At 71.6% G+C, this 21,335-nt stretch carries 18 protein-coding genes; 6 read left to right on the top strand and 12 right to left on the bottom strand.

Annotated features, from left to right (window positions below):
- Positions 1–162: 162 nt before the first annotated feature.
- The 5 genes from ACFY15_RS12225 to ACFY15_RS12245 all read left to right on the top strand — a co-directional run bounded on the left by ACFY15_RS12225 (position 163) and on the right by ACFY15_RS12245 (position 6,208).
- Positions 163–1,497, top strand: coding sequence for a DUF2252 domain-containing protein (locus ACFY15_RS12225; protein WP_390825436.1), 1,335 nt, complete (start codon positions 163–165; stop codon positions 1,495–1,497).
- A gap of 175 nt (positions 1,498–1,672) precedes the next feature.
- Positions 1,673–2,362 carry a hypothetical protein gene (locus ACFY15_RS12230; protein WP_390685730.1) on the top strand — a complete coding sequence of 230 codons (690 nt, stop codon included), beginning with the start codon at positions 1,673–1,675 and terminating at the stop codon, positions 2,360–2,362.
- Between the two features lie 48 nt (positions 2,363–2,410).
- The gene (locus ACFY15_RS12235; RefSeq protein WP_390685729.1) at positions 2,411–3,205 is read left to right on the top strand and encodes a DsbA family protein; all 795 of its coding nucleotides are present in this window, start codon (positions 2,411–2,413) and stop codon (positions 3,203–3,205) included.
- Between the two features lie 128 nt (positions 3,206–3,333).
- Positions 3,334–5,013 (top strand): alkaline phosphatase D family protein, encoded by a 1,680-nt coding sequence (locus ACFY15_RS12240; protein ID WP_390685728.1) that lies wholly within the window; start codon positions 3,334–3,336, stop codon positions 5,011–5,013.
- Positions 5,014–5,245: 232 nt separating this feature from the next.
- The gene (locus ACFY15_RS12245; protein ID WP_390685960.1) at positions 5,246–6,208 is read left to right on the top strand and encodes a zinc metalloprotease; all 963 of its coding nucleotides are present in this window, start codon (positions 5,246–5,248) and stop codon (positions 6,206–6,208) included.
- Positions 6,209–6,272: 64 nt separating this feature from the next.
- Here ACFY15_RS12245 and ACFY15_RS12250 read toward each other — a convergent pair whose 3' ends face one another.
- The 5 genes from ACFY15_RS12250 to ACFY15_RS12270 form a co-directional block, all read right to left on the bottom strand.
- Positions 6,273–6,851, bottom strand: coding sequence for a dienelactone hydrolase family protein (locus tag ACFY15_RS12250; protein WP_390825437.1), 579 nt, complete (start codon positions 6,849–6,851; stop codon positions 6,273–6,275).
- Positions 6,852–6,952: 101 nt separating this feature from the next.
- Entirely contained in the window at positions 6,953–8,545 is a 1,593-nt protein-coding gene (locus ACFY15_RS12255) for a Na+/H+ antiporter (protein ID WP_390825438.1), read from the bottom strand.
- A 65-nt stretch (positions 8,546–8,610) separates the two neighbouring features.
- Positions 8,611–9,552 carry an RluA family pseudouridine synthase gene (locus tag ACFY15_RS12260; RefSeq protein WP_366456097.1) on the bottom strand — a complete coding sequence of 314 codons (942 nt, stop codon included), beginning with the start codon at positions 9,550–9,552 and terminating at the stop codon, positions 8,611–8,613.
- A gap of 52 nt (positions 9,553–9,604) precedes the next feature.
- Complete coding sequence (lspA, locus tag ACFY15_RS12265) at positions 9,605–10,171, bottom strand: signal peptidase II (protein WP_390685725.1); 567 nt, start codon at positions 10,169–10,171, stop codon at positions 9,605–9,607.
- Positions 10,172–10,237: 66 nt separating this feature from the next.
- Positions 10,238–11,098, bottom strand: coding sequence for a TraR/DksA family transcriptional regulator (locus ACFY15_RS12270; RefSeq protein ID WP_390825439.1), 861 nt, complete (start codon positions 11,096–11,098; stop codon positions 10,238–10,240).
- Positions 11,099–11,666: 568 nt separating this feature from the next.
- On the opposite strand from ACFY15_RS12270, the gene ileS reads away from it, so the two are divergent.
- On the top strand, positions 11,667–14,819 hold the full coding sequence (gene ileS / locus ACFY15_RS12275) for an isoleucine--tRNA ligase (RefSeq protein ID WP_390825440.1): 3,153 nt from the start codon (positions 11,667–11,669) through the stop codon (positions 14,817–14,819).
- 292 nt (positions 14,820–15,111) lie between these two features.
- On the opposite strand, the gene ACFY15_RS12280 is transcribed toward ileS, so the two are convergent.
- The 7 genes from ACFY15_RS12280 to ACFY15_RS12310 all read right to left on the bottom strand — a co-directional run bounded on the left by ACFY15_RS12280 (position 15,112) and on the right by ACFY15_RS12310 (position 21,324).
- Entirely contained in the window at positions 15,112–16,353 is a 1,242-nt protein-coding gene (locus ACFY15_RS12280; RefSeq protein WP_390825441.1) for a DivIVA domain-containing protein, read from the bottom strand.
- Between the two features lie 82 nt (positions 16,354–16,435).
- The gene (locus ACFY15_RS12285; RefSeq protein WP_030155988.1) at positions 16,436–16,732 is read right to left on the bottom strand and encodes a YggT family protein; all 297 of its coding nucleotides are present in this window, start codon (positions 16,730–16,732) and stop codon (positions 16,436–16,438) included.
- A 60-nt stretch (positions 16,733–16,792) separates the two neighbouring features.
- On the bottom strand, positions 16,793–17,410 hold the full coding sequence (locus tag ACFY15_RS12290; protein WP_042809001.1) for a cell division protein SepF: 618 nt from the start codon (positions 17,408–17,410) through the stop codon (positions 16,793–16,795).
- 149 nt (positions 17,411–17,559) lie between these two features.
- On the bottom strand, positions 17,560–18,279 hold the full coding sequence (locus ACFY15_RS12295; protein ID WP_390685722.1) for a YggS family pyridoxal phosphate-dependent enzyme: 720 nt from the start codon (positions 18,277–18,279) through the stop codon (positions 17,560–17,562).
- A gap of 3 nt (positions 18,280–18,282) precedes the next feature.
- Positions 18,283–19,014 carry a peptidoglycan editing factor PgeF gene (pgeF, locus tag ACFY15_RS12300; RefSeq protein WP_390685721.1) on the bottom strand — a complete coding sequence of 244 codons (732 nt, stop codon included), beginning with the start codon at positions 19,012–19,014 and terminating at the stop codon, positions 18,283–18,285.
- Positions 19,011–20,213, bottom strand: coding sequence for a cell division protein FtsZ (gene ftsZ / locus ACFY15_RS12305; protein ID WP_007263607.1), 1,203 nt, complete (start codon positions 20,211–20,213; stop codon positions 19,011–19,013). The genes pgeF and ftsZ overlap by 4 nt, the downstream gene beginning before the upstream one ends.
- 280 nt (positions 20,214–20,493) lie before the next feature.
- Positions 20,494–21,324, bottom strand: coding sequence for a cell division protein FtsQ/DivIB (locus tag ACFY15_RS12310; RefSeq protein ID WP_390825442.1), 831 nt, complete (start codon positions 21,322–21,324; stop codon positions 20,494–20,496).
- Positions 21,325–21,335: the final 11 nt, after the last annotated feature.

Consider the following 21,335-nt stretch of genomic DNA (forward strand, 5'->3'; position numbering starts at 1 on the left):
GCCTCCGGAGGAGAGAGGGGCGGCAGCTATGAATCCTACGTCCCACGAGTGACAGATCCGGGGCACGGAGCGATACGGTCGGGCCTTGCAGAACCAGGAACACACGTCCGACGTCCAGTCGGTCAGACCCCGTACCACCCCGTTCACCAGGAGGCATCCGCCATGGCGGTTCCCGAGACGACCGACGAGCAGCGCGCCGAGCAGATACTCGATGTGTTCGACACCGCTTTCGGGGAGCTGCTCGCCGCCGACCCCTCGGCCTTCCAGGTCAAGTTCCGGAAGATGGCGGCCTCGGCCTTCGCCTTCTACCGGGGCACGGCCTGCCTCTTCTACGCCGACCTGGAGCACGACCGGCACGGCGGGCCCTTCCTGGACGAGCGCACCGGCCGGGTCTGGATCCACGGCGACCTCCACGCCGAGAACTTCGGCACGTACATGGACTCCAACGGCCGCCTGGTCTTCAACGTCAACGACTTCGACGAGGCCTACGTCGGCCCCTTCACCTGGGACCTCAAGCGCTTCGCCGCCTCCGTCGCCCTGATCGGCTACACCAAGGCGCTCAGCGACGAGCAGATCAGCTCCCTCGTGCGGACCTACGCGGCCGCCTACCGCGAGCGCATCCACCAGCTGGCGACGGGCGCCAGGAGCTCTGACGTGTCAGAGCTCCCCTCCTTCACCCTGGACACCGCCGAGGGGCCCCTCCTGGGCGCCCTGCGCGACGCCCGCGCCCGCACCCGCGTCGCCCTGCTGGACTCGATGACGGAGATCCGCGACCACGAGCGCCGCTTCTCCGAGGGAGGCGGGGCCATCGAGCTGGACGCGGCCACCCGCTACAAGGTGCTGGCCGCCTTCGACGGGTACCTGGAGACCCTCCCGGAGGAGTCGCTGGTGCGCCCGGACTCCTACCGGGTCAAGGACGTGGTGGGCCGGCGGGGCGTGGGCATCGGCTCGGCCGGGCTCCCCTCGTACAACATCCTGCTGGAGGGGCACAGCGACGCCCTGGAGAACGACGTCGTGATCTACCTCAAGCAGGCGCAGACCCCGGCCGTCTCCCGGCACATCACCGACCGGGCGGTCCGCGAGTACTTCCAGCACGAGGGGCACCGCACGGTGATCTCCCAGCGGGCCCTCCAGGCGCACGCCGACCCGTGGCTGGGCTGGACGGAGCTGGACGGGGCCGGGCAGCTGGTCGCGGAGGTGTCCCCGTACGCGGTGGACCTGGACTGGTCGGACCTGGACGACCCGGAGGAGATCACGGCCGTGGTCGCGGACCTCGGCCGGGCCACGGCCACCATGCACGCCTCGGCCGACGAGGCGGAGAGCGGCCATTCCCTGGTCCCCTTCTCCACCGAGCGCGCCATCGACGCGGCGATCGCCGCCGACGAGGAGGGCTTCCCGAAGCTCCTGGTCGACTTCGCCCACGCCTACGGGGCCCGGGCGCGCGCCGACCACCAGATCTTCGTGGACCTCTTCCGCAACGGCCGGATCACCCCGTAGACCCTCCGGGCCCGACACCACGGGCGCCTGCGCCGCCCCGCGCCCGGGCCCCGGCCCGGGCCGGGGCCGGGGCCGGCCCGGGGCCCGGGTGGGCCGGGGCGGGGCGGGGCGGGATCCGGCCGACAGGGCACCCCGTCCCCGCACCCTCACAGGAACCCGTGGCAGACTCGCGACGATGGACATATCAGGGGCGAGAATCCGGGGGCTGCGGGCCGCGCTGTTCAGCGCGCTCGTCGTGCTGCTCTCGGCGGGCTCCCACGTGCTCCTGTCCCGGGTGCCGCTGCCGCCCGCGCTGATCGGCGGCGCCTTCGCCGGGGTCTTCGCGATCGCCTACTCCCTGGCCGGCCGCGAGCGGGGCTTCGGGCCGATCGCCGGGCTGCTGGTCCCGCTGGAGCTGGCGGCCGACACGGTCTTCACCGCCGGGCAGCGCGTCTGCTACGGCCCCGCCGGCGGACCGGTCTCCGGACCGCTGCACGCGCTGGGCCTGGACGGGCTGTGCGGCGGGGACCCGGTGGGCGGGCGGCTGGCCGAGGTGGCCGGGCCCGCCGGCGATCCGGCCGCGCTGCTGGCCGCCCCCGGGCCGTGGACGCCCTGGCTGCTGCTCGGCGCGCACGTCGGCGTCGGGCTGCTCGCCGCCGCCTGGCTGCGCCGCGGCGAGCAGGCCCTGGTGCGGCTGCTGCGGGCCGTGGCCGCCTTCGCCTTCCGGCCGCTGCTGCTGGCCGCCGCCTCGGTGGCGGCCGGGCCCGGCCGGGCCCGGCGGGCGCTGCGCCCGCCGCATCCCGGCGCGGCGGCCCGCACCCGCTTCCCCGCGCACTCCGTGGGCCGGCGGGGACCTCCCGAACGGACGGCGCTCGCGAGCGCCTGACCGTACGCAGGACAGTCCCCTCCCACCCCACCTCCCACGGAGATCACCATGAGTTCCCGCAACAGCCAGCAGAACAAGGCCGCCGCCCGCGAGAAGCTGCGCGTCGAGCGCGAGAAGCAGGCGAAGAAGGACAAGGCCCGCCGCCAGGTGTTCGTGGCCGCCGGCGTCGTCGCCGCCCTCGCCCTGGCCGGTGGCATCGGCTACGCGGTCGTTCAGTCCAACCAGCCCGGCTACTGGGACAAGGCCGCCACCGCCACGCTGGTCAAGCCGAAGAACACCGAGGGCGAGGACGGCCTGACCGTGGTCATCGGCAAGCCCGAGGCGAAGAAGACCCTGGAGCTCTACGAGGACCCCCGCTGCCCGGCGTGCGCCGCCTTCGAGCAGTCGGTCGGCGAGCAGGTCAAGAAGGACGTGGACGCGGGCAAGTTCAAGCTCCGCTACTTCGGCGCCACCTTCATCGACAACGGCGCCAAGGGCGAGGGCTCGAAGAACGCGCTGAGCGCCCTGGGCGCGGCGCTGAACGTGAGCCCGCAGGCCTTCCTCGACTACAAGGCCGCCCTCTACTCCAAGGCGCTGCACCCCGACGAGCGGGTCGACAGCTTCGCGAAGGACGACTACCTGCTGAAGGTCGCGGACACCGTCCCGGCCCTCAAGGGCAACGCCGAGTTCAAGAAGGCCGTCGAGGACGGCACCTACGACCGGTGGGCGATGGACATGTCGAAGGCCTTCGACAAGTCCGGCGTGACGGGCACCCCGACGCTGAAGATGGACGGCAAGAAGATCGACACCCCGGCCACTCCGGAGGCGTTCACCGCCGCGATCGACAAGGCGCTCGCGGGCTGACCGGCCGGCAGCCGGCCCCTTCCTCCGCATTACCGCCGATAACGGGCGGGCGAACTCCCAAAGTTCGCCCGCCCGTTGTCGTTCATTGACTGTTCCCGGCCACGTACCGATCAGTAATATGACCACCCGTGACCAGTCATCTCACCCCCCTTTCCCCTGCGGCGGATTCCGCCTCGGGCGCGGCGAACCCGCGCCGCCGTACGGTCGTCCTGGCCGCCGCCGCCACGGCGGCCCTGGCGCCGATCGCCCTGGGCGCCACCACCGCCCGGGCGGCCGGGTCCGCCCCCGCCTTCCTGCACGGCGTCGCCTCCGGCGACCCGCTGCCCGACGGCATCCTGCTGTGGACGCGCGTCACCCCCACCCCCGAGGCCGTCCCCGGCTCCGGCCTGGGCCCGGACACCGCGGTGGGCTGGGAGGTCGCCGAGGACAAGGCCTTCTCCCGCGTCGTCGCGCGCGGCTCCGCCACCGCGAGCGCCGCCTCCGACCACACCGTCAAGGTGGACGTGCGCGGCCTGCGCCCGCACACCCCGTACTGGTACCGCTTCACCGCCGGCGCCACCGTCTCCCCGGTCGCCCGCACCCTGACCGCCCCGGCGACGGACGCGAACACCGACGGCGTGCGCTTCGGCGTGGTCTCCTGCTCCAACTGGGAGTCCGGCTACTTCTCGGCGTACCGGCACCTGGCCGCCCGCACCGACCTGGACGCGGTTCTGCACCTGGGCGACTACATCTACGAGTACCGGACCGGCGAGTACCCGGCGGCCAAGTACGTCGTACGCCAGCACGAGCCGAAGAACGAGATCATCACGCTGGCCGACTACCGCACCCGGCACGGCCAGTACAAGACGGACCGCGACGCCCAGGCGCTGCACGCGGCCCACCCGATCGTGGCCATCTGGGACGACCACGAGTTCGCCGACAACGCCTGGTCCGGCGGCGCCACCAACCACACCCCGGCGACCGAGGGCGACTGGGCGGCCCGCGCGGCCGCCGCCAAGCAGGCGTACTTCGAGTGGATGCCCGTGCGCGCCTCCATCGCGGGTACCGTGTACCGTCGCCTGCGCTTCGGCAGCCTGGCCGACCTGCACCTGCTGGACCTGCGCTCCTTCCGCTCGGAGCAGGCCAAGGCCGGCAGCGGCGCGGTGGACGACCCGGACCGCACCATCACCGGGCGGGCGCAGCTGGACTGGCTGAAGGCCGGCCTGGCGGGCTCCACGGCCGCCTGGAAGCTGGTCGGCACCTCGGTGATGATCTCGCCGGTGGCCTTCGGCTCACTGCCCGCGCACCTGCTCCAGCCCCTGACGCACCTGCTGGGCCTGCCCGAGGGCGGCCTCGCGGTCAACACGGACCAGTGGGACGGCTACACGGACGATCGCAAGGAGCTCCTGGGCCACTTGAAGGACCGGAACATCAAGAACACGGTGTTCCTGACCGGCGACATCCACATGGCCTGGGCGAACGACGTCCCGGTGAACATGGCGACCTACCCGGGTTCGGGCACGGTGGCGACGGAGTTCGTGGTGACCTCGGTGACATCGGACAACATAGACGACACACTGCACGTGCTGCCGCACACGGTCTCCCTGGTGGCGGAATCGGCCATCAAGGCCGCGAACTGGCACGTGAAGTGGCTGGACATGGACTCGCACGGCTACGGCGTGCTGGACGTGACGGCCGAGCGCTCACAGATGGACTACTACGTGGTCTCGGACAAGCGGCGCCAGGACGCGACCTCGTCCTGGGCCCGTTCGTACCGCACCCTGAACGGCACGCAGAAGGTGGAGCGGGTCGACCAGCCCGTCCGCTGATTGCCCTGACGAACCGTCAAATCTCTTGCACAACGGGGCTCCTGGTGCAGACCAGGAGCCCCGGATGCACCCCAGGCAACAAATCTTTAACTTCCGGGTACTTGCGAAGTGAATGACATGCACACATAAACTTCCGGCCAGCGTGAGGAAATACCTCACCCCCCACCACGCTTGCCGAGGAGTCACCGTGCGCGCTGTTGCCCGCATATCCCCCCTTCTCCGCCGCCGCCTCATGGGTACGGCCGTCCTGGCCTCCACCCTGGCGTTCGCCCCGCTGACGGCCCCCACCTCCGTCGCCGCGGCCCCCAAGACCGGCGCCGAGGCCTGTGCCGAGCAGGGCTCCGCCCCGGCCAACGCCCGTGTCGCGAAGCCCAAGGGCAACCACGCGGCCGAGCCGAACGAGCTGTCCGAGACCCAGACCAAGGCCATGGACGCGGACCTGACGAAGAAGCTCAGCCAGATGCAGCTGTCGCCGCAGCAGGTCTACGGCGCCCGCGAAGGCATCAGCTCCGTGGCGGCCGCCACCACCATCCCGGTGTACGTCCACGTGATCACGAACGGCACCCAGGGCAAGCTGACCGCCACGGACATCACCAACCAGATCAACGTCCTCAACGCCGCCTACAGCGGCCAGGGCAACGGCAACGTCGACTCCGGCTTCCAGTTCTCCCTGGCCGGCACGGACTACACCGACAACGCCACCTGGTACAACGTCTCCGACGGCACCCAGGCCGAGACGGACATGAAGAACGCCCTGCGCAAGGGCGGCAAGAACGCGCTCAACCTCTACACCGCCAACCTCGGCGGCGGCCTGCTCGGCTGGGCGACCTTCCCGAGCTCCTACGCCTCCGCCCCGAAGATGGACGGCGTGGTCATCCTCAACTCCTCGCTGCCCGGCGGCTCCTCCGCCAACTACAACGAGGGCGACACCGCCACCCACGAGGTCGGCCACTGGATGGGCCTGTACCACACCTTCCAGGGCGGCTGCTCGGGCAGCGGCGACTCCGTCTCCGACACCCCGGCGGAGAAGAGCGCGGCCTTCGAGTGCCCGACCGGCCGTGACTCCTGCACCAGCAAGGCCGGCGTGGACCCGATCCACAACTTCATGGACTACACGTACGACTCCTGCATGTACCAGTTCACCGCCGGTCAGGTGTCGCGCATGAAGAGCATGTGGAGCGCCTACCGCGCCTGATCGCGCGCACCGCTCCGCACACGACGGGGCCCGGCGCTCCCGGCGCCGGGCCCCGTCCGCGTCCCTACAGGCTGTCGAGGAACGCCAACGCGACCCGCCAGAGCTCCCCGGCGGCGTCCGCGTCGTAGTCGTCCAGGTCCGGGTCCGTGAACAGGTGCCCGGCACCCGGGTAGCTGTGGATCTCCACGTCGGCCCCGGCCCGCCGCATCCTCAGGTACCAGGCGGTCAGCCAGTCGTGCGTCTCGAAGGGGTCCGGGTCCGCCATGTGCAGCTGCACCGGCAGCTCGTCGGCCGAGGCGTCGTCCTCCAGGTCCGCCGTGCCGTGCAGGAGCAGCAGCCCGCGCGCCTTGTCGTCGGCCAGCGCCAGGTGCTGGGCGACGGAGCCGCCGAAGTCGAAACCGGCGTAGACCAGACCCTGGTCGGAGAAGGGCGCCGAGGCCAGCACCGCCCGCTTGAGCAGCTCGTCGCGGCCCACCTCCTCCAGGTGGGCCACGCCCTCCTCGAACGTCTCGAACGTACGGCCCTCGAAGAGGTCGGGCACCTGGACCCGGTGTCCGGCGGCACGCAGCCGGTCGGCCGCCGCGTGCACCGCGGGCCGCAGCCCGTACGTCGAGTGGAAGAGCATGATGTTCATGTGTCCCATCGTGCCATTGCCCGGCAGAGGGAGGAGTCCGGCGGCGCCCGGTGGAGTGGCCGGCGGCCGAGCACCCTCCCCCGCGTCACCGCCCCGCGCGACCGGGCCGGCTACGCGCTCCGCAGGCTGCGGACGTCCAGGTGCCGCAGCACCCGGTCGACGATCTCCGGGTCGGCACCCGGCTCGCTGCGGGCAGAGAGCACCTCGTGGCGGGCGGCGGACATCATCTCCCGCTGGATCCGCTGGACCTGCCGGATCCGCTCCACCCGCTTCGCGTACGCCTCCCGCCGCTCCTCGTCGACCAGGTCGGGGCTGATCCTCGCCCCCACGTCGTACGCGCGCCGGTACAGGATCTCGACCAGGTCCTCCGGGAGCTCCTCGACCTCCTCGATCTCCCTGAGCCGCCGCTTCGCCGCCTTCGCCGCGCGCAGCGCGAGCGCCCGCTCCGTGTCCCGTTCGGCGTCCGTGTCCGCCTCCACCCCCAGCCGCCGCACCAGCCAGGGCAGGGTCAGCCCCTGGAACACCAGGGTCGCCATGATCACGGCGAAGGCGGTGAAGATGATCTCGTCCCGGTCCGGGAAGGGGTCCCCGGCGTCCGTCCTGAGCGGGATGGCCAGGGCCAGCGCCACCGAGGCCACCCCGCGCATCCCCGCCCACCACATCACCACGCTCTCCCGCCAGCTCAGCGGGATCTCCTCGTCGTAGTCGCGCCGCCCGTGGAGCTTCTTCGCCAGCCAGCCGGCCGGCAGCAGCCACACCAGCCGCACGGCGACCACCACCACGACCACGACGGCCGCCCAGCCGGCCATCTGCCACTCGCGGCCCTTCGCGACGCCGAAGACGTGGTGCAGCTCCAGCCCGATCAGCCCGAAGGCCACGCCGGTGACGAGGACGTCGACGACCTCCCAGAAGGTGTGCCCGGCCAGGCGCCCCAGCACGTCGTCGGCGTCGGTGGCGTTCTCGGCGAGGAACAGGGCGGTGGTCAGCACGGCCAGCACCCCCGACCCCTGGAGCTCCTCGGCCACCACGTACGAGACGAACGGCACCAGCAGCGTCAGCCCGATCTGGAGGGTGGCGTCGCCGAGCCCGTCCATCAGCCGGTTCGTGGCCCAGCCGAGCCCGAACCCGACGGCCACGGCGACCACCGCGGACAGGACGAACTCCTTGAGCGCGGCGGGCCAGGAGAAGCTCCCGCTCACCGCGGCGGCGATGGCGACGTGGTAGAGGACGATGGCGGTGACGTCGTTGAAGAGCCCCTCGCCCTCCAGGATCGACACCATCCGGCGCGGCAGCCCGAGCGACCCGGCCACGGCGGTGGCCGCGACGGGGTCGGGCGGGGCGACGAGCGCGCCGAGCGCGACGGCCGCCGCGACGGGCAGCCCGGGGACCACGGCGTTCGCGACGGCGGCCACGGCGGCGGTGGTCACGAAGACCAGGGCCACGGCCAGCAGCAGGATCGGCCGGACATTGGCCGCGAACTGCCGCCAGGAGGTGCGCTGCGCCGAGGCGTACAGGAGAGGCGGCAGCAGCAGGGGGAGGATGTACTCGGGCGGGATGTCCACGTTGGGCACGGCCGGCACCAGCGCCAGCACGACCCCGCCGAGGGTCATCAGCACGGGGGCGGGCAGCCCCAGCCGGTCCCCGAGCGGGACGGTGACGACGGCCCCGAGCAGCAGCACGAAGAGCAGAGCGAGCTGATCCACCCGCTACACCCTGCCAGGAGGCCGCGCCGCACCCGGGGATTTGGACCCCCGCCCCGCAGGACCGCCTACTGGCTCTCGGCCCGGATCACGTCCAGGGCGTGCTGGAGGTCGGCCGGGTAGCCGCTCTCGAACTCCACCCACTGGCCGTCGGCCGGGTGCTCGAAGCCCAGCCGCACGGCGTGCAGCCACTGGCGGGTGAGGCCCAGGCGCTTGGCGACGGTCGGGTCCGCCCCGTAGGTCAGGTCGCCGACGCACGGGTGCCGGTGCGCGGACATGTGCACGCGGATCTGGTGCGTGCGCCCGGTCTCCAGCTTGATGTCCAGCAGCGACGCCGCCCGGAACGCCTCGATCAGGTCGTAGTGCGTGACCGAGGCCTTGCCGTCCTGGGTCACCGCCCACTTGTAGTCCGCGTTCGGGTGCCGCCCGATCGGCGCGTCGATGGTGCCGCTCATCGGGTCCGGGTGGCCCTGGACCAGCGCGTGGTAGCGCTTGTCGACGACGCGCTCGCGGAACTGGTTCTTCAGCGAGGTGTAGGCGCGCTCCGACTTGGCCACGGCCATCAGGCCGGACGTGCCGACGTCGAGGCGGTGCACGATGCCCTGGCGCTCGGACGCGCCCGAGGTGGAGATCCGGTAGCCGGCCGCGGCGAGGCCGCCGATGACGGTGGTGCCGGTCCAGCCCGGACTCGGGTGGGCCGCGACGCCCACCGGCTTCATGATGACCACGATGTCGTCGTCGTCGTGGATGATCTCCATGCCCGGGACCGGCTCGGCCACCAGCTCGACCGGCCGCGGCGGGGCGGGCATCTCGACCTCGAGCCAGGCGCCGCCGTGGACGCGCTCGGACTTGCCGACGACGCTGCCGTCGACCGAGACCTTCCCCTCCGAGGCCAGTTCGGCCGCCTTGGTCCGGGAAAAACCGAACATACGGGCGATGGCGGCGTCGACGCGCTCGCCTTCCAGGCCATCGGGAACGGGCAGGGTGCGGATCTCGGGAATCGTACTCACCCGTCGAGTATGCAGGACTCGGCGGAAGACCATTCCCGCGCGAGCCCCGCCCTCAGTCCTTGTGGACGGTGCCGTCCGGGTCCAGACCCCTGAAGGAGAGCAGGACGATCAGGATGCCGCCGCACACGATCGCCGAGTCGGCGAGGTTGAACACGGCGAAGTGGGCCGGCGCGATGAAGTCGACCACCGCCCCCCGGAACACGCCCGGCGAGCGGAAGATCCGGTCGGTCAGGTTGCCCAGCGCGCCGCCCAGCAGCAGGCCCAGGGCGATCGCCCACGGCAGGCTGTACAGCTTGCGTGCCAGCCGGATGATGACCACGATCACGGTCGCCGCGATCACGGTGAAGATGATCGTGAAGGCCTCGCCGAAGCCGAAGGCCGCGCCGGGGTTGCGGATGGCGTCGAACTTCAGCAGGTTCCCGACGATCTCGATCGGCGGCTGGTGCTCCAGCCGGGCCACGACCAGCATCTTGCTGCCGAGGTCGAGGAGGTACGCCAGCACCGCCACCACGAGCAGCGCCGTGATCCGCCTGCGCCCGCGGGGCGCGGCGGGCTCCGACTGCGGCTCGGCGCCGTCCCCGACCTCCGGCGTACCGATGATGCGCTCCGCCTCTGCCACGTGAGTCCCTCGAACTAGCCCGATCCCGACGAGACACGAGAGTACGTCAGGGTGCGCAGGTCCTGGCTAGTGACGTCGCTCCTGCTTCTGCTTGCAGTCCACGCACAGCGTGGCGCGCGGGAAGGCCTGCATGCGCGCCTTGCCGATGGGCTTCCCGCAGTTCTCGCAGAGCCCGTACGTGCCCGCCTCCAGCCGTTCCAGGGCCCTCTCGGTCTGCTCCAGCATGGACGTGGCGTTCGCGGCGAGGGCGAGCTCGGACTCCCGGGTGATGTTCTTGGTGCCGGTGTCGGCCTGGTCGTCGCCCGCGCCGTCGCCCGAGTCGCGCATCAGGCCCGAGATGGCCATCTCGGAGGCCTCCAGCTCCACGCGCAGCCGCATCACCTCGGAGAGCAGCTCCGTACGGGCCTCCGCGACCTCCTCGGCGGTCCAGGGCTCCTCCCCGGGGCGTACGGCGAGTTCGCCGGGGGGCGCGGTGGCGGGGCCGCCCGCCGTGTCCTCGGCCGTCTTGCGGGCCGTGCCCGCGATCTTCTTGGCAACCACTTTCCGAGCTCCCGTCTTCCGCGCGGCCGGGGCCGCCCCGTCGACCTCCGCCGGGGCCTTCTCGGCCGGAGTCTTCCTGGCGGCCGTCTTCCGGGCGGCCGTCTTCTTCGCCGCGGTCTTCTTCGCCGCCGTCTTCTTCGCGGGGGCCCGACCGGCCGGTTCCTCCCCGGCCGCCGCCTCCTTCGCGGCCTTCTCGGCCGCCGCCTTCCCGGCCGCGGATTTCCCGGCGGCCGCCTTCCCGGCCGGGGCCGCCTTCTTGGCGGCGGCCTTCTTCGCGGCGGCCTTCTTCGCCGGGGCCGTCTCCATCTCCGGAGCGGCCCGCTCGGAGGCAGCCGTGGAGCCCGGCACAGCAGCCACCTCCCGTGTCGCCGTCTTCTTCGCCATCATGGCCGCGGCCCCTTTTCACCGGATGTGGCCTTTTTAGCCAAATCGTGCCGGAACGATAAGTCGCCTCCGACCCCAGGGCAACGGGGCACGCGTCCATCGAGCTCAACCTGCATCCGTTGTGCCCAGCGGGAGCCCCCGTAATCCGCCCCGCCCGCCCCGGCGGATCCCCGACCGGCCCATCGGGCCGTCCGGGTCACGCCGCGGCCCCTCCCGCGCCCCTCCCGCGCCCCGCCGCGCCCCGCCGTAAATCGGTCTGCCGAGCCGCGCCCCGGCCCGTACACTGGGCGCAGCGAAAGGCATGGATGGGGACGAGTAGCGTCGGACGCAGCCAGGAGCGACCCGGGGACGGTGGGAGCCCGGGGGCGAGCGCGATGTGAAGGATCACCCCGGAGCCGCCGGAAGAAAGCCCGCACGGATTCCCGTCGGGCCGGTAGAACCGGCTTCGCACCCCAATGAGGGGGCCGCCGGACCCGTCCGGAGGCCAAGGAGGGTGGTACCGCGGGAGCAGCAGACGCTCTCGTCCCTCCGGACGGAAGTGACACACCCGCCGGAGGAAGAGTTCAGCCTCATGACCACACCGCCGCAGTACCGCCCGGTACCCGCCCAGGTCGACCTGCCCGCCCTCGAACACGCCGTCCTCGACTTCTGGCGCGAGAGCAAGACCTTCGCCAAGACGCTGGAGCAGTCCGAGGGACGCCCGGAGTGGGTCTTCTACGAGGGCCCGCCCACCGCCAACGGCATGCCCGGCGCCCACCACATCGAGGCCCGCGTCTTCAAGGACGTCTTCCCCCGCTTCCGCACCATGCGCGGCTACCACGTGGCCCGCAAGGCCGGCTGGGACTGCCACGGCCTGCCGGTCGAGCTCGCCGTCGAGAAGGAGCTCGGCTTCAACGGCAAGCAGGACATCGAGGCGTACGGCATCGCCGAGTTCAACGCCAAGTGCCGTGAGTCCGTGACCCGCCACACCGACGCGTTCACCGAGCTCACGACCCGCATGGGCTACTGGGTCGACCTGGACGACGCGTACCGGACCATGGACCCCGAGTACGTGGAATCGGTGTGGTGGTCGCTGAAGGAGATCTTCAACAAGGGCCTGCTGGTCCAGGACCACCGCGTCGCCCCCTGGTGCCCGCGCTGCGGCACCGGCCTCTCGGACCACGAGCTGGCGCAGGGCTACGAGACGGTCGTCGACCCCTCCGTCTACGTCCGCTTCCCGCTGACCTCCGGCCCGCTCGCCGGCGAGGCGGCCCTGGTCGTGTGGACCACCACCCCGTGGACCCTGGTCTCCAACACCGCCGTCGCGGCCCACCCCGAGGTCACGTACGTCGTCGCCACGGACGGCAGCGAGAAGCTGGTCGTCGCCCAGCCGCTGCTGGAGAAGGCGCTCGGGGAGGGCTGGGAGGCCACCGGCGAGACCTTCACGGGCAAGGAGATGGAGCGCTGGACCTACGAGCGCCCCTTCGCCCTGGTCGAGTTCCCCGAGCCCGAGGCCGCGCACTACGTGGTCAACGCCGAGTACGTCACCACCGAGGACGGCACCGGTCTGGTCCACCAGGCCCCCGCCTTCGGTGCCGACGACCTCGCGGTCTGCCGCTCGTACGGCATGCCGGTCGTGAACCCGGTCCGCGCCGACGGCACCTTCGAGGAGGAGGTCCCGCTCGTCGGGGGCGTCTTCTTCAAGAAGGCCGACGAGAAGCTGACCGCCGACCTCGACGCGCGCGGCCTGCTCTTCAAGCACATCGCCTACGAGCACAGCTACCCGCACTGCTGGCGCTGCCACACGGCCCTGCTCTACTACGCGCAGCCGTCCTGGTACATCCGCACCACCGCCGTCAAGGACGCGATGCTGCGGGAGAACGAGAAGACCAACTGGTTCCCGGACTCGGTCAAGCAGGGCCGCTTCGGCGACTGGCTGAACAACAACATCGACTGGGCCCTCTCCCGCAACCGCTACTGGGGCACCCCGCTGCCGGTCTGGCGCTGCGAGGAGAACCACCTCACCTGCGTCGGCTCGCGCGCCGAGCTGAGCGAGCTGTCCGGGCAGGACCACTCCGCCCTGGACCCGCACCGCCCGTACATCGACGACGTGACCTTCACCTGCACGGCCGAGGGCTGCTCCCTCGAAGCCGTCCGCGTCCCGGAGGTCATCGACGCCTGGTACGACTCGGGCTCGATGCCGTTCGCGCAGTGGGGCTACCCGTACAAGAACAAGGAGATCTTCGAGAAGCGCTACCCGGCGCAGTTCATCTCGGAGGCGATCGACCAGACGCGCGGGTGGTTCTACACCCTGATGGCGGTCGGCACCCTGGTCTTCGACAAGTCCTCCTACGAGAACGTGGTCTGCCTGGGCCACATCCTCGCCGAGGACGGCCGCAAGATGTCCAAGCACCTCGGCAACATCCTCCAGCCGATCCCGCTCATGGACCAGCACGGCGCGGACGCGGTGCGCTGGTTCATGGCGGCCGGCGGCTCCCCGTGGGCGGCGCGGCGCGTGGGCCACGGCACGATCCAGGAGGTCGTCCGCAAGACGCTCCTCACGTACTGGAACACGGTGGCCTTCCAGGCCCTGTACGCGCGGACGTCCGGCTGGGCCCCCTCGGAGGCCGACCCGGCGCCGGCGGACCGCACGGTGCTGGACAAGTGGCTGCTGTCCGAGCTGAACACCCTCGTCTCCGAGGTCACGGAGGCGATGGAGTCGTACGACACCCAGCGCGCCGGCAAGCTGCTGTCCGCCTTCGTCGACGACCTGTCCAACTGGTACGTGCGCCGCTCGCGCCGCCGGTTCTGGCAGGGCGACAAGGCGGCGCTGCGCACGCTGCACGAGGTCGTCGAGACGGTCACCCGGCTCATGGCCCCGCTGACCCCCTTCATCACGGAGCGGGTCTGGCAGGACATGGTCGTCCCGGTCACGCCGGGGGCGCCGGAGTCGGTGCACCTGTCCACGTGGCCGACGGCGGACGCCTCCGCGATCGACCCGGCCCTCTCCCAGCAGATGCTGCTGGTCCGCCGCCTGGTGGAACTGGGCCGGGCCACGCGCGCCGAGTCGGGCGTCAAGACCCGTCAGCCCCTGTCGCGGGCGCTGGTCGGCGCGGTCGGCTTCGACGCGCTGTCGCCGGAGCTCCAGGCCCAGATCACGGAGGAGCTGAACGTCTCCTCCCTGGCCTCCCTCTCCGAGGTGGGCGGCTCGCTGGTGGACACGACGGCGAAGGCGAACTTCCGGGCGCTGGGCAAGCGGTTCGGCAAGGGCGTGCAGGACGTGGCGAAGGCGGTGGCCGCGGCCGACGCCGCCGCCCTGTCCGTCTCGCTGCGCTCCGGCTCGGCGGTCGTGACGGTGAACGGCGAGGAGGTGACCCTCACCCCGGAGGAGGTCATCATCACCGAGACCCCGCGCGAGGGCTGGTCGGTGGCCTCGGACTCCGGTGCCACGGTCGCGCTCGACCTGGAGATCACCCCGGAGCTGCGGCTGGCGGGCCTGGCCCGTGACGCGATCCGGCTGATCCAGGAGGCCCGCAAGAACTCCGGCCTCGACGTCGCGGACCGCATCGCCCTCCGCTGGTCGTCCGCGTCCGAGGAGGTCGTCACGGCCCTCATGGACCACGCGGCCCTGATCGCGGACGAGGTCCTCGCGACGGACTTCGGCCAGGGCGAGGCCGACGCCTCGTACGGCACCCCGTTCGAGGACGAGTCCCTGTCCCTGACGTTCCGCCTCCGCAAGGCGTAACCCCCGGCCCACCGAAGCGGCGCCCTCCCCATGCGGGGGGGCGCCGCTTTCGTGCCTTCTCCCCGCCCCGCCCTTTCACCGCTGCCGCCTCGAACGCCGGCGGGGCTGGAATCAGCCCCGCCGGCGTTCGAGGCGCGGGGGTCTGGGGGCGGAGCCCCCTGGGAACGGTGGAAGGGCGGGTGGGGGACGGCTCCGCAGGCAGCCCGTGCCACGCCGGGGACGGAAAACGGGCCGGGCCCGGTGCCCCCGCAGGGGAACCGGGCCCGGCCCGTAGAGACTGCCGACGGCTGCGTCAGTTGTCGTCCTCGTCGATCAGGAAGCCCCGCATGGGGGACGGCGCCTGCTGCATCGGCTGCGGCGTGGCCGGCCGCACCGGAGCCATCGGCTGCGTCATCGCCGGGGACATCTGCTGCTGCCCGCCGTAGGACGGACCACCGCTCATCGGGGAGGGACCGCCCATCGGGGAGGGACCGCCCATCGGGGACGGACCACCCATGCCCATCGCGCCGGCCGGAGCCATCGACGGGGACGGCGACGGCGGCAGGGCCGGGCCGGCCGGGGTGCGCGGCGGGGCCAGCGAGTCGTCGGCCTGGGTCTCCAGCTGGCGCAGCTGCGACTCCAGGTAGGACTTCAGACGCGTACGGTACTCGCGCTCGAAGCCCCGCAGGTCCTCGACCTTGCGCTCCAGCGTGGCGCGGGCGGACTCCAGGGACCCCATCGCGACGCGGTGCTTCTCCTGGGCGTCCCGCTCCAGCGCGTCGGCCTTGGCGCGGGCGTCCCGCTCCAGGCCCTCGGCGCGGGAACGCGCCTCGCCGACGATCTTGTTGGCCTCGGAGCGGGCCTCCGCGATCGCCTGGTCGGCGGTCTGCTGCGCGAGCGACAGGACGCGGGCGGCGCTGTCGCCGCCGGGGCCCTGCTGCGGGAGCTGCGGCTGCTGCATGGGCTGCATCTGCTGGCCCATCGGCTGCATCTGCTGCCCCATGGGCTGCATCTGCTGGCCCATCGGCTGGCCGAGCTGGTTCTGGCCGCCCATCGACTGCTGCTGCATCTGCTGCGGCATGGGCTGCTGCCCCATCTGCTGCTGCTGCGGCGCCATCGGGTGCTGGCCACCCATGGACTGCTGCTGCATGGGGCCGCCCATCGGGCCCGGACCCTGCGGCCCGTGTCCGCCGGGGCCCGGGGGAAGCTGGGGCTGGCCGCCCGGCAGCTGGGGCTGGCCGCCCGGGAGCTGCGGCGGACCCATCTGCGGCTGCTGCGGCTGCGGCGGGCCGGATATGGCCGCCGGCACGGGGGCGCCCGGGCCTCGCTGGTCCTGGGGCTCCGGCTTGCGCATGTTCGCCTGCTGCTGGCTCTGCGCGGCGGCTCGCGTGGCGGCGGCCAGCTTCGCGCGCAGGTCCTCGTTCTCGCGCAGCAGACGCGTCAGCTCGGCCTCGACCTCGTCGAGGAAGGCATCGACCTCGTCCTCGTCATAGCCTTCTCGCAGGCGGACGGTCGTGAACTGCTTGTTCCGCACGTCCTCGGGAGTCAGCGGCATGTCTTCTTCACCTCTACGTAGTCGTCGGCAGTCGGCAGGACCGTATCGGGACTGTCCCCGCAGGCACGGGGGAGCTCATCGTTCACACGCTTCTCGCAGCGGTGCTCACGAAGCTGATGAGGATGTAAACGATGATCATCAGAACGAAGAAGGACAGGTCGAGCGCCACGCCCCCGAGACGCAACGGCGGGATGAACCGCCGCAGGAGTTTGAGCGGTGGATCGGTGACAGTGTAGGTGGCCTCCAGAACGACCACCATCGCCTTGCCGGGTGTCCATGAACGTGCGAACTGGAACACGTAGTCCATGACCAGTCGGAAGATCAGCACGATGAGGAAGCACATCAGCGCGATGTAGACCACCTGCAGTGCGACGCCCATCCCGCGCTTCCCTCTCCCCTGCTCCCGCTCTGTTCCCGGCCCCGTATCTGACGGATCGGTCTAGCTTTGGTTGAAGAACCCGCCCTCCGCGATGCGGGCCTTGTCCTCCGCCGTGACATCGACGTTAGCAGGCGACAGCAGGAACACCTTCTGCGTCACGCGTTCAATGCTGCCGTGCAGACCGAAGACGAGGCCGGCCGCGAAGTCGACCAGACGCTTCGCGTCGGTGTCGTCCATCTCCGTGAGATTCATGATCACCGGGGTGCCCTCACGGAAGTGTTCCCCGATGGTACGGGCCTCGTTGTAGGTCCGGGGGTGCAGCGTCGTGATGCGGTACGGCTCCCGCTCGGAGACGACCTTGGGCATGATCACGGGGGCGTTCTTCTCCAGGTTGGTGCGGTCAGGTGTGATGGATGCCACGGGGGCAATTCGCGCAGGACGTCCGTTTTCTGACGGAATTGGGAGGGGTTCGCGCGGCGCCGGCGGCTGCACTGCTCGTACCGGTTCGTCCGTTACGGGCGATTGGTGCACGGGCTGCTGTCGCCGGTCCCTCTCCCGGGGGCGCTCGGGCTCCGGCTCGGGCTCGAATTCGTCATCGGGGTCGTACCCCGGGTTGTCGTACCGGTCGTCCTCCACGAGGCCGAGGTAGACCGCCATCTTGCGCATCGCGCCGGCCATTCTCCGAGTCCTCCGCTCTGTGGTGGATCGCCCTGTCGCAGGTGTCGCTGTGTCACCAAAGTCACCAACTGCCCGCGATCCACGTGGTCTGTCCGCTCATCTGCGGGAATGACCATATTTTCTGCTGTGGTCCGACTTTCTTCGCGACGTTACCCGAGCCGGGGTCTCGCGCCGAGTACCGCAGTGCCGACGCGCACATGTGTCGCACCGGCCAGTACGGCCTGTTCCAGGTCGGCGCTCATTCCCGCCGACACCATCGTGGCAGCCGGATGGTCCGCGCGCAGGCCGGATGACAATTCCATCAGCCGCTCGAAGGCGGCCTGTTCGCGCCCCGCGTAGAGGCCGGCGAGGGGGGCCACGGTCATGAGACCGTCGATCCGCAGCCCCGGTGCCCCGGCGACGAGATCCGCCAACTCGGCCATCTGCTCGGGCGCGGCACCGCCCCGGGTCCCGCGCTGCCCCGACTCGGCGTCGAGGGCGATCTGCACGAGGCAGCCGATCTCCCGCCCCCGCGCCACCGCGGCGGCCGAGAGCGCCGTGACGAGCCTCGGCCGGTCGACCGACTGCACCACGTGCGCGTATCCCGCCACGGAACGGACCTTGTTCGTCTGCAACTGGCCCACGAAGTGCCAGTTCAGCGACAGATCCGCACAGGCCGCGGCCTTGGGGGCGGCATCCTGGTCGCGGTTCTCCGCCACATGACGGACGCCCAGGTCCGCCAGGAGGCGTACGTCGGTCGCCGGGTAGGTCTTGGTGACCACGATGAGGGTCACTTCGTCCCGGGCGCGGCCGGCCGCCGCGCAGGCGGAGGCGATCCGCTCCTCCACCCGCGCGAGGTTCTCGGCGAGCTCGGCCTTACGATCCGTCATCAGTCAGTCCAACCAGACATATCCGGCAAGCCGCCCGGTCACCCGGTCGCGGCGGTACGAGAAGTGGTCCCGCGACTCCAGTGTGCAGACCGGGGAGCGGTGTCCGTGCGCCACCCCCGCCTCCGCGAGCTGAGCGTGCACCCCGGCGACCACGTCGACGGCCGGCGTCCCCCAGCTGGTCTCGGCCCACGCGGCCGGCACCACTGCGGCGACCGCCTCCCGCATCTCGGCCGGCACCTCGTAGCAGCGCCCGCAGACGGCGGGTCCGGTACGGGCGACGATGCGCGCCGGGTCGGCGCCGAGGGCCGCCATCGCCTCGACGGCGGCGGGCACCACCCCGGCCACCAGCCCGGGCCGCCCGGCGTGGGCGGCTGCGGCGACCCCTGCGACCGGGTCGGCCAGCAGCACGGGGGTGCAGTCGGCGGTGAGCACGGCGAGGGCGAGCCCCCGACGGGCGGTCACCACCGCGTCCACCGCGGGGATGTCGGCGTCGGCGCCCCAGGGGCCGTCGACCACCGCCACGTCCCGCCCGTGCACCTGGTTCATCCAGACCACCAGGTCCGGGTCGATGCCCAGGCCGCGGGCGGCGGCCGCCCGGTTCGCGCGAACGGCGGCCGGGTCGTCGCCGACCGCGCCGCCGAGATTGAGCTCCTCGTACGGAACGGCGCTCACCCCGCCCCACCGGTCGGTGAAGGCGAAGTGGGCGCCGCTCTCGTGATGCTGCTCCAGCGTCACTTCAAGAAGTCCGGAACGTCCAGCTCTTCGGCCGGGCTGTCCTGGTAGGGCCGGGCCGTCGGGACCTGCGGCGGGGCCGGCGCGGTCTCGACCGGGATCTCGACCGGGGCCGGGGGCTCCTCGCGGGGCGTCACGGTGCCGAGTCCGCCGAAGGCCGGGCGGACCGGCTCGGGGGCGCGGACCGGCGCGGGGGCCGGCTCCTCGCGCTTGGTGGACGCGGCGCCGATGACGTTGTCCCGGCGGGCCGGGGGCTGGCCGCCGTCGAAGCCGGCCGCGATGACCGTGACCCGGACCTCGTCGCCCAGGGCGTCGTCGATGACGGCGCCGAAGATGATGTTGGCCTCGGGGTGCGCGGCCTCGCTCACCAGCTGCGCGGCCTCGTTGATCTCGAAGAGACCGAGGTCCGAGCCGCCGGAGATGGAGAGCAGCACGCCCCGGGCGCCGTCGATGGACGCCTCCAGCAGCGGCGAGGAGATCGCCATCTCGGCCGCGGCCACCGCGCGGTCGTCGCCGCGGGCGGAGCCGATGCCCATCAGGGCCGAGCCGGCCTCGGACATCACGGACTTGACGTCGGCGAAGTCGAGGTTGATCAGACCCGGGGTGGTGATGAGGTCGGTGATGCCCTGGACGCCGCTGAGCAGGACCTGATCGGCCGACTTGAAGGCGTCGAGGACCGAGACCTGGCGGTCCGAGATGGACAGCAGGCGGTCGTTGGGGATGACGATGAGGGTGTCGACCTCTTCGCGGAGCTCGGCGATGCCGTCCTCCGCCTGGTTCGCGCGGCGCCGGCCCTCGAAGGTGAACGGGCGGGTGACGACGCCGATCGTCAGGGCGCCCAGCGAGCGCGCGATGTTGGCGACGACGGGCGCGCCGCCCGTGCCCGTGCCGCCGCCCTCGCCGGCGGTGACGAAGACCATGTCGGCCCCCTTGAGGACCTCCTCGATCTCCTCGCGGTGGTCCTCTGCCGCCTTGCGGCCGACGGCCGGGTTGGCTCCGGCGCCGAGGCCCCGGGTGAGTTCGCGGCCGACGTCGAGCTTGACGTCGGCGTCGCTCATCAACAGCGCCTGGGCGTCGGTGTTGATGGCGATGAACTCGACGCCCTTGAGACCGACCTCGATCATTCGGTTGATGGCATTGACACCACCGCCGCCGACACCGATGACCTTGATGACTGCGAGGTAGTTCTGCGGTGCTGCCACGTCGAAGGCCTCTCGCCTCGAGTTACGTGTCGCCGCCTCGCAGGCCTGCGGTGCGACGACTGATGCCGAAATGTGGGACGTCCGCTACGCGCCGACCCGAACCCTAACCCTGAAGTTTAGGGTTAAGGGTGTGTCTGTTCCTTGGACTCTTCCGAACAGGACACTAAGTCGACAAGTAGCGCGTGTTCAACGAACACGCCGAACCTCCCGTTTTTCTTTTCACCCTATGTGATCACCCGTATCGGTGGCCAACCAGGGTGCGTCGGTCCTCGACTCGACGTCAACTCCCGGACACCGCCGGGGCGGTGGGAACGCTCACGTCGAAGTGGTCGGCCCTGGGCGAGGCTTTCAGCAGGGCGGTCAGCGCCCGGCCTTTGGCCTCACCCAGTTCGCCGCTCCCCCACACCACGGTGCGGCCCTTCGTCAGCTCCAGCACGACGGAGTCGAACGACCCCACCCTGACCTGCACCGTCTCCTTCGCGACTGCGTCGGGAAGGCTTCCCGCGATGCCCACCGCCTCCCGCAGCAGCCGCTCCTCGTCGAAGCGGCGCGCGCTCGGCGACCGGTCCGCGGCCATTTCGAGGAGCGGAACGCCGACGGGTGCTTTCGCAACCGTGTCGAACCGCGCACCCGTCGCGTCCACTTCGATGAAGTCCGTGCCCTTTTTGATGAGCAGGACCGGTTTGCGTTCCGTCACTTTCAGCCCGATCCCGTGCGGCCACGCCCGCACCACATCGACCGAATCGATGCGGGACAGCCGGGCGCGCACCCGGCTCGCGATCTCGCCGGTGTCCACGCTGACCAGCGGGGCGCCGACGGGCACGGCCGCGGCGGACAGGACCTGCTCGGGGGTGAGCACCTCGGTGCCGGAGGCCGTGACCTTCTCCACACGCAGCCAGGACGACCCGTAGAGGGCCCAGGCGGCACCCCCGGCGAGCAGCGCCGCCGCCGCGAGGGTCACCAGCAGGCGGACCCGGCGCGGCCTCCCGCCGCCGGATCCGCGCGGGCTGGTGCTCTTCGGCGACTTGGGCGGCCGGGACGCCCCCGCGCCCGTGCCGCCCCTGCCCGCCCGGCCGGACGGTCCGCGTCGTGCCGTCGTCGCTCCGGCCACTCCTGCGCCTC

This window comes from Streptomyces sp. NPDC001373, from assembly GCF_042895815.1.
GTDB lineage: Bacteria > Actinomycetota > Actinomycetes > Streptomycetales > Streptomycetaceae > Streptomyces.

Excerpts from the sequence above, each read along its gene's own strand:
- ACFY15_RS12280 (WP_390825441.1), bottom strand. The coding sequence starts at position 16,353 with ATGCCGCTGACTCCCGAGGACGTGCGGAACAAGCAGTTCACGACCGTC.
- ACFY15_RS12230 (WP_390685730.1), top strand. The coding sequence starts at position 1,673 with ATGGACATATCAGGGGCGAGAATCCGGGGGCTGCGGGCCGCGCTGTTC.
- ACFY15_RS12295 (WP_390685722.1), bottom strand. The coding sequence starts at position 18,279 with ATGACGGATCGTAAGGCCGAGCTCGCCGAGAACCTCGCGCGGGTGGAG.
- ACFY15_RS12235 (WP_390685729.1), top strand. The coding sequence starts at position 2,411 with ATGAGTTCCCGCAACAGCCAGCAGAACAAGGCCGCCGCCCGCGAGAAG.
- ACFY15_RS12270 (WP_390825439.1), bottom strand. The coding sequence starts at position 11,098 with ATGATGGCGAAGAAGACGGCGACACGGGAGGTGGCTGCTGTGCCGGGC.
- ACFY15_RS12225 (WP_390825436.1), top strand. The coding sequence starts at position 163 with ATGGCGGTTCCCGAGACGACCGACGAGCAGCGCGCCGAGCAGATACTC.
- ileS (WP_390825440.1), top strand. The coding sequence starts at position 11,667 with ATGACCACACCGCCGCAGTACCGCCCGGTACCCGCCCAGGTCGACCTG.
- ACFY15_RS12245 (WP_390685960.1), top strand. The coding sequence starts at position 5,246 with ATGGGTACGGCCGTCCTGGCCTCCACCCTGGCGTTCGCCCCGCTGACG.
- ACFY15_RS12290 (WP_042809001.1), bottom strand. The coding sequence starts at position 17,410 with ATGGCCGGCGCGATGCGCAAGATGGCGGTCTACCTCGGCCTCGTGGAG.
- ACFY15_RS12250 (WP_390825437.1), bottom strand. The coding sequence starts at position 6,851 with ATGGGACACATGAACATCATGCTCTTCCACTCGACGTACGGGCTGCGG.
- ACFY15_RS12285 (WP_030155988.1), bottom strand. The coding sequence starts at position 16,732 with ATGGGCGTCGCACTGCAGGTGGTCTACATCGCGCTGATGTGCTTCCTC.